The organism is Pseudomonas faucium (assembly GCF_021602585.1).
Lineage (GTDB): Bacteria > Pseudomonadota > Gammaproteobacteria > Pseudomonadales > Pseudomonadaceae > Aquipseudomonas > Aquipseudomonas faucium.
Genome location: NZ_BQIP01000007.1, coordinates 176,794 through 189,138, shown reverse-complemented (window position 1 = coordinate 189,138; position 12,345 = coordinate 176,794). Strand labels below are relative to the sequence as shown.

Annotated in this window: 12 protein-coding genes and 1 riboswitch; of the genes, 4 read left to right on the top strand and 8 right to left on the bottom strand. The window is 64.7% G+C overall.

All coding sequences use genetic code 11. From position 1 onward, the window contains the following. Positions 1-19: 19 nt before the first annotated feature. From L6D75_RS10905 to ahcY, 5 genes are all read right to left on the bottom strand, one after another. On the bottom strand, positions 20-1,912 hold the full coding sequence (locus tag L6D75_RS10905; RefSeq protein ID WP_176514108.1) for an RNA helicase RhlE2: 1,893 nt from the start codon (positions 1,910-1,912) through the stop codon (positions 20-22). Positions 1,913-2,130: 218 nt separating this feature from the next. Then, positions 2,131-2,919 (bottom strand): substrate-binding periplasmic protein, encoded by a 789-nt coding sequence (locus L6D75_RS10900; RefSeq protein WP_176514110.1) that lies wholly within the window; start codon positions 2,917-2,919, stop codon positions 2,131-2,133. 44 nt (positions 2,920-2,963) lie between these two features. Further along, a complete protein-coding gene (locus L6D75_RS10895; RefSeq protein ID WP_176514112.1) occupies positions 2,964-4,040 on the bottom strand; it encodes a hypothetical protein in 1,077 nt (358 codons plus the stop codon). Between the two features lie 94 nt (positions 4,041-4,134). Continuing rightward, positions 4,135-4,980, bottom strand: coding sequence for a methylenetetrahydrofolate reductase [NAD(P)H] (gene metF / locus L6D75_RS10890; RefSeq protein WP_176514114.1), 846 nt, complete (start codon positions 4,978-4,980; stop codon positions 4,135-4,137). A gap of 137 nt (positions 4,981-5,117) precedes the next feature. Further along, positions 5,118-6,527: an adenosylhomocysteinase gene (ahcY, locus tag L6D75_RS10885; protein ID WP_176514116.1), complete on the bottom strand. Its 1,410-nt coding sequence runs from the start codon at positions 6,525-6,527 to the stop codon at positions 5,118-5,120. A 21-nt stretch (positions 6,528-6,548) separates the two neighbouring features. Further along, a riboswitch (S-adenosyl-L-homocysteine riboswitch) is annotated at positions 6,549-6,645 on the bottom strand. Between the two features lie 179 nt (positions 6,646-6,824). Here ahcY and L6D75_RS10880 point away from each other — a divergent pair. Continuing rightward, a complete protein-coding gene (locus L6D75_RS10880) occupies positions 6,825-7,226 on the top strand; it encodes an acyl-CoA thioesterase (RefSeq protein ID WP_085676699.1) in 402 nt (133 codons plus the stop codon). A gap of 111 nt (positions 7,227-7,337) precedes the next feature. Here L6D75_RS10880 and L6D75_RS10875 read toward each other — a convergent pair whose 3' ends face one another. Then, on the bottom strand, positions 7,338-8,573 hold the full coding sequence (locus L6D75_RS10875) for a cation:proton antiporter (RefSeq protein WP_176513759.1): 1,236 nt from the start codon (positions 8,571-8,573) through the stop codon (positions 7,338-7,340). Positions 8,574-8,751: 178 nt separating this feature from the next. Between L6D75_RS10875 and L6D75_RS10870 the strand changes: the two genes are divergently transcribed. Both L6D75_RS10870 and L6D75_RS10865 read left to right on the top strand, forming a co-directional pair. Further along, positions 8,752-9,585 carry an EamA family transporter gene (locus L6D75_RS10870; protein WP_176513761.1) on the top strand — a complete coding sequence of 278 codons (834 nt, stop codon included), beginning with the start codon at positions 8,752-8,754 and terminating at the stop codon, positions 9,583-9,585. A 27-nt stretch (positions 9,586-9,612) separates the two neighbouring features. Continuing rightward, positions 9,613-9,999, top strand: a complete 387-nt coding sequence (locus L6D75_RS10865; RefSeq protein ID WP_176513763.1) for an MAPEG family protein — start codon at positions 9,613-9,615, stop codon at positions 9,997-9,999. Positions 10,000-10,111: 112 nt separating this feature from the next. Here L6D75_RS10865 and mltA read toward each other — a convergent pair whose 3' ends face one another. Continuing rightward, positions 10,112-11,263, bottom strand: a complete 1,152-nt coding sequence (mltA, locus tag L6D75_RS10860; protein WP_176513765.1) for a murein transglycosylase A — start codon at positions 11,261-11,263, stop codon at positions 10,112-10,114. Between the two features lie 117 nt (positions 11,264-11,380). On the opposite strand from mltA, the gene L6D75_RS10855 reads away from it, so the two are divergent. Then, the gene (locus L6D75_RS10855; protein WP_176513767.1) at positions 11,381-11,827 is read left to right on the top strand and encodes a c-type cytochrome; all 447 of its coding nucleotides are present in this window, start codon (positions 11,381-11,383) and stop codon (positions 11,825-11,827) included. 99 nt (positions 11,828-11,926) lie between these two features. On the opposite strand, the gene L6D75_RS10850 is transcribed toward L6D75_RS10855, so the two are convergent. Further along, positions 11,927-12,319, bottom strand: coding sequence for a DUF1090 domain-containing protein (locus tag L6D75_RS10850; RefSeq protein ID WP_176513769.1), 393 nt, complete (start codon positions 12,317-12,319; stop codon positions 11,927-11,929). Positions 12,320-12,345: the final 26 nt, after the last annotated feature.

The following is a 12,345-nucleotide window of genomic DNA, read 5'->3' as shown; positions in this document are numbered from 1 at the left end:
TTTTATTGCCTGGCGTTACTCAACCCTTGCGGGTCAGCAGCGCAGGGCGCTCGCCACGTGGGCGGCTTGGCAAGTCGTCCAGTTGCTCGGGCGTCGGGTAACGGTCGAGCTTGGATTCCTTGCGGATGATCACCGGCTGGTTCTGCGGCTCACGCGAGCTGCGCACTGCCGGTTCCTGGCGCAGGGCATCGTCGCGACCGGCCGGGCGGTTGCGACCACCGCCACCATCACGGCGGCCAGCGCCGCCATTGTTGTTGCGCGGCGGGCGCTTTTCGCCGCTGGCGCTTCGAGGCTGGCCGCCATTACGGCCCTGGCCACCGCCGTTGTTGCGCTGGCTCGCGCCCTGGCCCGGCTGGGCCTGGCCGGCACCGGCAGCGCCACCTGGGCGGCGGTTGCGGCCCTGGTTCTTGGCGTTCTGGTAGGGGCTGACGTAGTCGGCGCGGTTGCCGAAGTTGTCGACGTCGTCGTCGAGGAACTCTTCCGGGTCACGGTCGGCAGAGGTTTTCGGCGCGTTGCCCTGGCTTGCCTGCTGCTGGCGCGGCTTCTTGTCGCGTGGCTTGCGCGGCTGTTGCTTGTCGCCGGCCTTTTCCTTGTCGGCCGGTTTCTCCGCAGCTTGCGGCTTGGCCTTGCCTTTGTCCTTGCCCTTGTCCTTGCGGCCACCGCCGCCGTCCTTGCCGCCATCGCCACGGGCCTGCTGGTTACGGCCACCGCGGCCGTTGGTCTGCTGGCGTTCGCGTACTTCCGGCTTCTCGGCTTCCACCTGGCTTGCGTCGAAGCCCATCAGGTCGCCATCGGCAATCTTCTGCTTGGTGACGCGCTCGATGCTCTTGAGCAGCTTCTCTTCATCCGGCGCGACCAGGGAAATGGCCTCGCCCGAACGCCCGGCACGGCCGGTGCGGCCGATACGGTGAACGTAGTCTTCCTCGACATTCGGCAGCTCGAAGTTGACCACGTGGGGCAGTTGGTCGATGTCCAGGCCGCGCGCGGCGATATCGGTGGCGACCAGCACCCGTACCGAGTTGGCCTTGAAGTCGGCCAGGGCCTTGGTGCGGGCGTTCTGGCTCTTGTTGCCGTGGATCGCGGCGGCGCTCAGGCCGTGCTTTTCCAGGTACTCGGCCAGGCGGTTGGCGCCATGCTTGGTGCGGGTGAACACCAGCACCTGTTCCCAGGCACCCAGGGTGATCAGGTGCGCCAGCAGGGCACGCTTGTGGCTGGCGGGCAGGCGATAGACGCGCTGCTCGATGCGCTCGACCGTGGTGTTCGGTGGGGTGACCTCGATGCGCTCCGGGTTGTGCAGGAGCTTGTCGGCCAGGTCGGTGATGTCCTTGGAGAAGGTCGCCGAGAACAGCAGGTTCTGGCGCTTGGTCGGCAGGCGGGCGAGGACCTTCTTGACGTCATGGATGAAGCCCATGTCGAGCATGCGGTCGGCTTCGTCCAGCACCAGGATTTCCACGTGGGCCAGGTCGACCTTGCCTTGGCCGGCCAGGTCGAGCAGGCGACCCGGGCACGCCACGAGCACGTCCACGCCCTTGGCAATGGCCTGGATCTGCGGGTTCATGCCGACGCCGCCGAAGATGCAGGCGCTGACCAGTGGCAGGTCGCGGGCGTACACCTTGAAGCTGTCATGCACCTGGGCTGCCAGCTCGCGGGTCGGGGTCAGGACCAGGACGCGCGGTTGGCGCGGGCCATGGCGCTGGGATTTGTCAGGGTGACCGGCCGGGAACAGGCGCTCGAGGATCGGCAGGGCGAAACCGCCGGTTTTACCAGTACCAGTCTGTGCGGCAACCATCAGGTCGCGGCCTTGCAACACGGCGGGAATGGCCCGCTGTTGCACCGGAGTCGGCTGGGTGTAGCCCGCAGCTTCGATAGCGCGGACAAGAGCCTCGGAGAGACCGAGGGAAGCAAAGGACATGGGCAATCCTGTTCTCGTTGGGGCTGGGCCCGTTGGGATGTTCTGCCTGGCGCGACGGGCATCGGAGGGATGCGATCGCGTCCGGTCCAGCTGGGCTTTCACTGCACATCCGGGAAGCGGGGGGTGGACGCCAAGGGGCGTCAATGCCGATCGGGATGCTTGTTTCGAGGCCGAGCGTCCGGGCGTGAGCCGGGCGGGAAGGCCCGAGTATAACAGAGCTATTGCAGCGTGCTGCTTTCCTGCTGCTCAACGGCGTGAGGAAGATGGCGGGTGTCGCCAATATAGCGTTCGATTATCGCGACGAAGGCGGGTTCCTGCTTGAACCGGCGCAGCTCATCGGCGAAGGCCTGGGCCAGCTGTTCGCGCCCGGGTTTGCGCGCCAGGCCCAGGTACTGGGGCTGGCGGCTGACCACCAGCGGCAGCTCTTCGACCTGTTGCTCAAGGCCCAATTGCCGGCGCAGGTAGCGCCCGACCAGGCGGTCGGTAATCAGCAGGTCGATGCGGCCCAGCACGAGTTTGCCGAAATTGGCCTCGTGGCTGGGCGCCGATTCACGCTTGAAGCCCGTTGCCTCGAGAAATTCCGGGCCGTAGGCGTAGCCTGGCGAGGTGCCGACGGTCAGGCCATCGAGGTCGCCGAGTTGATGGATGGCATGACGGCGGCGGCTGGCCTGATACAGGACGAATTCGGCATCGGACATGGGTTCCATCGGGTAGACCATGTAGGCCTTGCGCGCATCGACCTTGAAGATGTCCATCACGCCGTCGGCCAGGCCTTGCTCGATCATCGCCAGGCAGCGCTTCCAGGGCATGAATTCCCACTCCACCTCGACCCCCAGGCGCTTGAACACTTCGCGCGAGACTTCATAGTCGATGCCCTTGGTTTGGCCGCCATCCTGGTAGATGTACGGCGCCCAGTCGTCGCTGACCAGGCGCAGGCGCTCGCCAAGCGCCATCGGGCTCAGGCAGGCGAGCAGGAGGATGCAGAGCAGGCGGGTGATCGCAGACATGGCGCGAGATTACGCGCTCGGGCGGGGCAAGGCCAGTGACCGGCTCAGTGCGCAGAGGCTTTGAGCAGGTGCGCCTCGATGTCCTTGCGCCGCTCACCCAGCGACAAGCGCAGGCCCGGGTGGCGCAGGCACTGGCGCAACTGCTCGGGGGCGGTGTGGCCGTGGCGCTGGTTGAGATTCTCCAGCGCCTTGTCCCACCAGGCCGGGGCGCAGGCGCGGTCGAACTCGTTGGGGTAGGGATAGCAGCCATACAGCAGCTCGCGGGCAAACTGCCGTTCGCGGCTTGGCAGGGTCAGGCTCAGGGCCTTGTAACCCAGGCGGTGCAGCGCCGGGGGGCGTGGCAACTGGTCGTTGACCAGCGCCACATCGGCCCGCGCCGGCGCACTCAGCAAATCGTCGCCATGCTTGTGCAGCCAGGCCTGGATCTTGGCGCGGAACTGCGCCTTGCGGCTCCAGTAGTGGTGGATGACATCGGCACACCCGGCCACCTCGAGCGTGCGATACGCCGCCACTGCCAGGCAGAATTCTTCCAGCGTGTAGGCCGTGCGGGCCAGCGGATAGAGCTCATCCATCAGGGCGATGGAGCGATCGAGGGTGGCGGCGTCGTCAGCGCTGAGGCCGATCACCCCCGAGTTCAGCAGCGGCATCTGGCAATCGGCAAGGCCGCGCTGCTCGAGGATCGCCACCAGGTTGCGGTACAGCAGGCAGGCCTGGTTGGCGCCGTAGCGCGGGCCGATGAAGTTGCACAGCATGTGGCCTGGGCGAACGCGCTGGAACAGCTTGAGGGGCGAGGTGCGAAAGAAGGTGTCGGTATCGATCAGCACGGCCAGCGGGTGCTGCTGCAGCACCTTGCGCAGCAGCACGTGCTTGCTGCGGAAGTGATAACCGTGGGGGGCGTTCCAGGCTGCGCGGGTGGCTTCGTCGAGCAGGTGCACGGTAACCGGCAACTGGCCGTAGGGCGCCGGATTGTCGGTATAGACCTGGATATCCAGCGCTTCGCCGGCCTGCGTGTCGAGGTGAGCGAGGGCGCTGACGATGCTGAAACAGGCTTCCTGGTGATAGGTGGCCGGCCCGAAGGCGAGGTAGACCAGTTGCGGGCGGCTAGGCGAGAGCGGTGGCATGTGTGGCAAGACCTGCATGTTCCAGGAAGGAAATAAGGCCTTAGTCTATGACTTAAGCCTTAATCCTTACTGAATAAGATCTTGCCAAAAAGTTTCAGCGAGGCAGCTTCAGGTTGTTCCAGATGGCCAGGCTGGCATCGGCCTGGTTCAGGGTATAGAAGTGCAGGCCCGGCGCGCCGCCTTGCAGCAGTTGCTCGCACATGCGGGTGATCACTTCTTCACCGAAGGCCTGGATGCTGGCGGTGTCGTCGCCATAGGCTTCCAGCTGCTTGCGGACCCAGCGCGGGATCTCGGCGCCGCAGGCGTCGGAGAAGCGTGCCAGCTTGCTGTAGTTGGTGATCGGCATGATGCCGGGCACCACCGGGATGTCCACGCCCAGCTTCTGCACGCGTTCGACGAAGTAGAAATAGCTGTCGGCGTTGAAGAAGTACTGGGTGATGGCGCTGTCGGCACCGGCCTTGACCTTGTGCACGAAATTGGCCAGGTCGGCTTCGAAATTGCGCGCCTGCGGGTGCATTTCCGGGTAGGCGGCAACTTCCAGGTGGAAGTGGTCACCGCTTTCCTGGCGGATGAACTCGACCAGGTCGCTGGCGTAGCGCAGTTCGCCACTGGCCATGCCCATGCCCGACGGCAGGTCGCCGCGCAGGGCAACGATGCGCTTGATGCCGGCTGCCTGGTACTGGGCGAGCAGGGCGCGCAGCTCGTCCTTGCTGTCGCCGACGCACGACAGGTGCGGGGCGGCCGGGACCTTGGCTTCGCTTTCCAGCTGCAGCACGGTGTTCAGCGTGCGGTCGCGGGTCGAGCCGCCGGCACCATAGGTGCAGGAGAAGAAGTCCGGGTTGTAGGCGGCCAGCTGCTTGGCCACGGCCATCAGCTTTTCGTGACCGGCGTCGGTCTTGGTGGGGAAGAATTCGAAACTGTAGCGGCGTTCTTGTGACATCTCTGTTTCCTCAGCTGCAAGCCATGGGCCGCAAGCTGCAAGTAAAAGCCAGGGCGGTGGGGGCCGGCCTGGCTCGGGCATCGATCAAGATTCAACGACTACCAGCGCCCGGCGGCATGCCACCGGGCGCTTGCCGCTTAGTAGCGGTAGGCGTGCGGCTTGAACGGGCCTTCCACAGCCACGCCGATGTAGTCGGCCTGCTGCTTGGTCAGTTGGGTGACCACGCCGCCGAAGCCGCGGACCATTTCCAGGGCCACTTCTTCGTCGAGCTTCTTCGGCAGCACTTCAACGGTCAGACGCTCGGCTTTCTTCTCGGCCGACAGGTCGGCGTACTTCTGCTCGAACAGGAAGATCTGCGCCAGTACCTGGTTGGCGAACGAGCCGTCCATGATGCGGCTTGGGTGGCCAGTGGCGTTGCCCAGGTTCACCAGGCGGCCTTCGGCCAGCAGGATCAGGTAGTCGTCGTTCTGCGGGTCGAAGTCGCCAGCGCCGGTGCGGTGGATCTTGTGCACCTGTGGCTTGACCTCTTCCCACGCCCAGTTCTTGCGCATGAAGGCGGTGTCGATCTCGTTGTCGAAGTGGCCGATGTTGCAGACCACGGCGCGCTTCTTCAGGGCCTTGAGCATGTTGGCATCGCAGACGTTGACGTTACCGGTGGTGGTGACGATCAGGTCGATCTTGCCCAGCAGGGCCTTGTCGATGCTGGCTTCGGTGCCGTCGTTGATGCCGTCGATGAACGGCGAGACCAGCTCGAAGCCGTCCATGCAGGCCTGCATGGCGCAGATCGGGTCAACTTCGGTGACCTTGACGATCATGCCTTCCTGACGCAGGGACTGGGCCGAACCCTTGCCCACGTCACCGTAGCCGATCACCAGGGCTTGCTTGCCCGACAGCAGGTGGTCGGTGCCGCGCTTGATGGCATCGTTGAGGCTGTGACGGCAGCCGTACTTGTTGTCGTTCTTGCTCTTGGTGACCGAGTCGTTGACGTTGATCGCCGGGACTTTCAGCTCGCCTTTGGCCAGCATGTCCAGCAGGCGGTGCACACCGGTGGTGGTCTCCTCGGTAACGCCGTGCACGCGGTCCAGAACGGCCGGGTACTTCTTGTGCAGCAGCTCGGTCAGGTCGCCGCCGTCGTCGAGGATCATGTTGGCGTCCCATGGCTGGCCATCCTTGAGGATGGTCTGCTCCAGGCACCACTCGTATTCTTCCTCGGTTTCACCTTTCCAGGCGAAGACCGGGATACCGGCGGCAGCGATGGAGGCGGCAGCCTGGTCCTGGGTCGAGAAGATGTTGCACGACGACCAGCGCACTTCGGCACCCAGGGCAACCAGGGTTTCGATCAGCACGGCAGTCTGGATGGTCATGTGGATGCAGCCCAGGATCTTCGCACCCTTGAGCGGCTGCTCAGCCAGGTACTTGCGACGCAGGCCCATCAGGGCAGGCATTTCCGATTCGGCGATGATGGTTTCGCGACGGCCCCAGGCGGCGAGGGAGATGTCGGCGACTTTGAAATCGGTAAAACCTGCAGGCGTGTTTACAGCGCTCATTGAGAGCCTCCATTCGTAGTGTGCGAATGGGCGCCGTTGTGCGTTGAGCGTCCGCGGCAGCGGACAACGCCCCATCCGAGCCTGACAGGCCGAGCCTGCTGCAGCGCCCCTCGGGTGGGTGGCGGGCATGGCACCGCTAATGGCTGCCATGTGAATCGGCAGGGATTATAGCCGTGGCCGTGTGACACACCAAAGGCTTTCTGTCGATTAATCGAGACGATAGTCGATGTTCAATGGAGCGCCCGGCGCCGCTCTGCCATCATTACTTCACGTTAGCCAAGCAGGTCAGGAGTACTGATGAACTTTCACACCCGCAAGTGGGTAAAACCCGAAGACCTCAACCCCAACGGCACACTGTTCGGCGGCAGCCTGCTGCGCTGGATCGACGAAGAAGCGGCGATCTACGCCATCGTCCAGCTGGGCAACCAGCGCGTGGTGACCAAGTACATGTCGGAGATCAACTTCGTCAGTGCCTCGCGCCAGGGCGACATCATCGAGCTGGGCATCACCGCCACCGAATTCGGCCGCACCTCGATCACCCTGCGCTGCGAAGTGCGCAACAAGATCACCCGCAAGAGCATTCTCACGGTAGACCGCATGGTCTTCGTCAACCTCGGCGAAGATGGCTTGCCGGCGGCCCATGGGCGCACCGAGATCAAGTACGTGCAGGACCAGTTCCCCGACTCGGCGGTGGAGTGATGGCCTGGGGCTGCTTTGCAGCCCATCGCCGGCAAGCCGGCTCCCACAGCTGTGGCCTACCTGTGGGAGCCGGCTTGCCGGCGATAGGGCCACAAAGCGGCCCTCAGCGTTTCAAGGCTGTGCGCTGACCTTGCGCACCACCCGGCCGATGCTCAACCCCTGCACCAGAATCGACGACAGCACCACGATATAGGTGATCGACAGCAGCAGGTCGCGCTCGCTGCCTTGGGGCAACGACAGCGCCAACGCCACCGAAACCCCGCCCCGCAAGCCACCCCAGGTCAGCACCCGCACAGTGCCTTTCGGCACGCTCCGCCAGCGCCGCAGCAGCACGATGGCCGGCGCCACCGTCAGCAGGCGCGACAGCAGCACCGCCAGGGCCAGCACCCCACCGGCCGCCAGGTGCAGCCAGTTGAACGGCAGCAGCAACAGCTCCAGGCCGATCAGGGCGAACAGCAGGGCGTTGAGCATGTCGTCGATCAGCTCCCAGAAGCCGTCCATGTAGCGGCGGGTCATGTCGTTCATCGCCAGGTTGCGGCCCAGGTTGCCGATGATCAGGCCGGCCACCACCATGGCGATCGGCGCCGAAACGTGCAGCTCGTAGCACATCGCCGAACCGCCGATGACCAGCGCCAGGGTCAGCATGACCTCGACCTGGTACTGCTCGACGCTCTTGATCATGCGGTAGGTGGCGTAGCCGATCACCCCACCGAACACCACGCCGCCGATGGCCTCGCGGGCGAACAGCAGCGCCGTCTCGGAAAAGCTCGGCGTTTCGCCCAGCTGGATGATGCCCAGCAGCACGGTGAATACCACCACCGCGGTGCCATCGTTGAACAGCGACTCGCCGACGATGGTGGTTTTCAGCGGCTTGGAGGCGTTGGCGGTGCGCAGGGCGCCGAGCACTGCGATGGGGTCGGTCGGCGAGATCAGCGCACCGAACAGCAGGCAGTAGATCAGCGGCACCTGCCAGCCGAACAGGGCGAACACCCAGTGCGACAGGTAGCCGATCACCACGGTGGCGATCAGCACGCCGATGGTGGCCAGCAGGCCGATGGGCCAGCGGTAGCTGCGCAGGTCCGCGAGGTTGACGTGCAGTGCGCCGGCGAACAGCAGGAACGCCAGCATCCAGTGCATCAGCAGGTCGTTGAAATCGATCTGGTTCATCAGCCCTTCGACGCGTGCCTCAAGGCCCGGGAAGCCGATCAGGCTCAGGCCCTGCAGCAGCAGGGAAAACAGCAGCGCGGTGACCATCACGCCGATGGCGGGCGGCAGGCCGATGAAACGGTAATTGACGTAGGTGAGGAGGGTGGTGAGGCAGATAAACGCGGCAACTAATTCAAGCATCCCGAATCCTGTAACAATGGCTTCCAAGTCGTACCCGAATGGCATCGGGCAGTTGTTTGATGACCTGGCGATGGTTTCGGGACACAGGTTTGACCAGATTTGTTCTTTTCGTTCCATCGCGCTTTCCGGGCCTGAAGCGTTGTATCGTTGCCCGCTCTGACTGCAAGGAGCTCCCCGCGTGTTGGCAACTTCCCTGGTCCTGATCGCCGCCCTGCTGCACGCGACGTGGAACACCCTGATCAAATTCAGCGGCGAGCGCCTGTTGGTCATCGCCAGCATGGATACCGTGGCACTGGCCTTCGCGGTGTGCGCCGTGGCCTTCACAGAGTTCCCGCCGGCCGAGATCTGGCCGTGGCTGCTGGCCTCGGCACTGGCCGAGCAGCTCTATCGCTTCTTGCTGATCCAGGCCTACCGGGTCGGCGACCTGGGCCTGGTCTATCCTCTGATGCGCGGGCTGTCGCCGCTGGTGGTGCTGGGGCTGACCCTGGCGTTCGCCGGCGAGTCGCTGAGCCAGCAGCAGATCATCGGCATCCTGCTGATCCCTTGCGGCATGGCCTGCCTGTTGTGGCAGGGCGGCGGCGGGGACCGGCTGCCCTGGTCGATGCTGCCGGTGGTGGCACTGATCGGCTTGTGCATCGGTTGCTACACCTGGTTCGACGGGCAGGCCGTGCGGCTGTGGGGCAAGCCCTGGGACTACCTGGTCTGGCTGACCTTGCTCAGCGCCTGGCCTTTTCCGCTGTTGGCCAGTGTGGCGCGGCTGGCGCCGTTCGTACTGTTCTGGCGTACGCAATGGCGGCTGGGCCTGGCGGTGGGGTTGTGCGTGCTGCTCAGCTATGCGCTGGTGCTGTGGGCCATGCACCTGGGCTCGGTGGCCGAGGCGGCGGCGCTGCGTGAACTGAGCGTGGTGCTGGTGGTGCTGCTGGGCATGCGCTACCTCAAAGAACCTTTTGGCGGGCCGAGACTCCTAGCTTGCGGGCTGGTCCTGGCAGGCATGCTGGTGATGAAGCTCTAACCCATTTTCGTACAAGGAGTCATGAGCATGACCGTTGCCCTGTGGTGCATCCTGATCGCGCTGGTGCTGCCGCCTTTCTGTGCGCTGATCGCCAAGGTCGCCAGCGGCCGTTTCGGCCTGAAGGACAATCACGACCCGCGCGCCTTCCTCGACACGCTGTCCGGGTTGCCACGCCGTGCCCATGCTGCGCAGCAGAACAGCTATGAAGCGTTTCCGGCATTCGCGGCGGCGGTGCTGGTGGCGGATGTGGTCGGCAATGCCGAACAGGTGACCCAGGATGTGCTGGCGGTGATGTACATCACCAGCCGCTTGCTCTACATCATCTGCTACCTGGCGGACTGGGCGGCGTTGCGCTCGCTGGTGTGGTTTGCCGGGTTGGCGTTGATCGTGTCGTTCTTCGTGGTTTCGATCTGAAATCGAGGTGGCTTCATCGCCGGCAAGCCGGCTCCCACAGGTAGTTCATCAGGCGTGAGGCCTGGGGCGACCCTGTGGGAACCGGCTTGCCGGCGATGCGGCCACTGCAGCTCTACAGAACCTTCGGCACGTCAGGCAGCGGCTGGCCTTTGGGCCACAGCATCCAGATCTGCCCCTGCTGCTTCATGTTCCCCGCCAGTTCCCCAGCCTGCGGCCCGGTGCCCCAGAACAGGTCCGCGCGCACCTCGCCAGTAATGGCCCCACCCGTATCCTGAGCCCCCACCGGCCGCACCACCGGCGTGCCGTCCGGGCGCGTGGTGGACAACCACAGCAAACTGCCCAGCGGGATCACCTTGCGGTCGATGGCAACGCTGTAGCCTGCCGTCAGCGGCACGTTGAGCGAGCCGCGTGGGCCCTCGTTGCTGTCGGGGCGGGTGCTGAAGAACACGTAGCTGGGGTTGCTGGCCAGCAGTTCCGGTACCCGTTGCGGGTTGGCCTGGGCCCAGGCGTGGATGGCGCCCATGCTCACGTCTTCTTTCTTCAGCTGGCCCTGCTCGATCAGCCAGCGGCCGATCGGCCGGTAGGGGTGGCCGTTCTGGTCGGCATAACCCAGGCGCAATTGGCGGCCATCAGCCAGTTGCACGCGCCCCGAACCTTGAATCTGCAGGAACTGCAGGTCCATCGGGTCGGTGAGCCAGGCCAGCACCGGTGCCTTGGCGCCATCGCGGTAGATCACTTCGGCAGTGTCGTAGGGCTTGAGCACGCGCCCTTCGATACGGCCCCGCAGGCGCTTGCCCTTGAGTTCGGGGTAGATGCTCGCAAGGTCGACGACAATCATGTCATCGGGGATGCCATACACCGGCACCTGGGCCTTTTCGGTGCGCTTGAGGCTGCCTGGGTAGACCGGCTCGTAGTAACCGGTGATCAGGCCATTGGCGTTGTTTTCGGCAGAACGCAGGCCGTAGACCTGCAGTTGCTGCTGCAGGAAGGCGCGTACCTGGGTGGCATCTTCGGGAATGCCTTGCGCAGCTTCGCAGGTGGCGGCCCACACCGGGTCACGCTTGAGTTTTTCGCAGCCCACTCGCCAGGCATCGAAGCCTGCCAGCAGCTCGCTGTCGCTGACCTTGGGCAGGTCGTTCCAGGTGGCGGGGGCGTAGGTGGCGATGGCATGCGGCTCGGGCTTGGCGCTTTCGCCGCCGTTGCAGCCCGCCAGCAGGGCCAGGGCCGGGAGTGTCCAGGCCAGGTGGCGCAGGGCAGATTTCATCGGTGGGTTCCTGTGGGGGCGAACATGAAGATTCACCCCTGTTTTTTATGTGGCTATTGGTCTTTGCCTGGCAGGCGGCGATACTGGCCGCCCATTTGCGAGGCCCAAGAGACCGTGATGTTCAAGCGATTGACCGTAGTACTGCTCGCCGCCCTTGCCCTGACCGCCTGTGACCGGGTCGACCCGAACTCGCCACTGGGCAAGCGCAAGGCCATCTTCAAGGACATGCTCAAGACCAGCGAGGACATGGGTGGCATGCTGCGCGGGCGCCTGCCGTTCGACGCCAGCAAGTTCGCCGACGGTGCGCTGACGCTGGACGCCCTGGCCCACGAGCCCTGGCAGCACTTCCCTCAGGTGCAGGATGACGGCAACAGCAGTGCGCGGCCCGAAGTGTGGCAGCGCCAGGCGCGCTTCCATGAGCTTGCCCAGGCGCTGGAAGGCGTCACCGGCGAACTGGTCGAGGTGACGCGCAGCCAGCCGCTCGACGCTGCGCAGTTGAAAGGGCCGATGGACAAGGTCGAGGCTGCCTGCAAGGCGTGCCATACCGAATTCCGCAATCATTGATCAGCTGTGAGGGCCTCATCCAACCCGTTCACCGCAGGCCTGAACCCGGGTGGTGAACGTGTGGGAGCCGGCTTGCCGGCGATGAGGCCCTCAGGGCGATCAACGGTCGAGTTCGTCGACCGCTTCCTGCAGTTCCTTGCGCGACTCGGCCAGCTTGTCCTTGCGCTTGTTGATCTTTTCCGAATCGCCTTTCTTCTCGGCCTTCTTCAGGTCCTTCTCGCGCTGGGCGACTTCATGGCGGGCATCCAGCACCTTTTGCTCGCGCTCTTTGCGCAGGCTCGCGTCGGTGCAGTTGTCGACGCCGCGCAGCGCTTGTTCCAGGCCCGCGACCTGGTTGCTGTTGCCGTGCTCGCGGGCGATCTTCAGCTGGTTCTCGATGGCGCTGCGCTTGGCGGCGCAGCCAGTCAGACCCTCATCCGGTTGGGCAGCCTGCGCGACACCTGCGGCCAGACCGAGTGTTGCCAGCAGAACGAGGGTGGAAATACGTTTCATCAGGGCCTCCTTGACGGGGCGGGGCA

Coding starts and splice junctions, on each gene's coding strand:
- L6D75_RS10905 (WP_176514108.1), bottom strand. CDS start 1,912: ATGTCCTTTGCTTCCCTCGGTCTCTCCGAGGCTCTTGTCCGCGCTATC.
- L6D75_RS10900 (WP_176514110.1), bottom strand. CDS start 2,919: ATGTCTGCGATCACCCGCCTGCTCTGCATCCTCCTGCTCGCCTGCCTG.
- L6D75_RS10895 (WP_176514112.1), bottom strand. CDS start 4,040: ATGCCACCGCTCTCGCCTAGCCGCCCGCAACTGGTCTACCTCGCCTTC.
- metF (WP_176514114.1), bottom strand. CDS start 4,980: ATGTCACAAGAACGCCGCTACAGTTTCGAATTCTTCCCCACCAAGACC.
- ahcY (WP_176514116.1), bottom strand. CDS start 6,527: ATGAGCGCTGTAAACACGCCTGCAGGTTTTACCGATTTCAAAGTCGCC.
- L6D75_RS10880 (WP_085676699.1), top strand. CDS start 6,825: ATGAACTTTCACACCCGCAAGTGGGTAAAACCCGAAGACCTCAACCCC.
- L6D75_RS10875 (WP_176513759.1), bottom strand. CDS start 8,573: ATGCTTGAATTAGTTGCCGCGTTTATCTGCCTCACCACCCTCCTCACC.
- L6D75_RS10865 (WP_176513763.1), top strand. CDS start 9,613: ATGACCGTTGCCCTGTGGTGCATCCTGATCGCGCTGGTGCTGCCGCCT.
- mltA (WP_176513765.1), bottom strand. CDS start 11,263: ATGAAATCTGCCCTGCGCCACCTGGCCTGGACACTCCCGGCCCTGGCC.
- L6D75_RS10855 (WP_176513767.1), top strand. CDS start 11,381: ATGTTCAAGCGATTGACCGTAGTACTGCTCGCCGCCCTTGCCCTGACC.
- L6D75_RS10850 (WP_176513769.1), bottom strand. CDS start 12,319: ATGAAACGTATTTCCACCCTCGTTCTGCTGGCAACACTCGGTCTGGCC.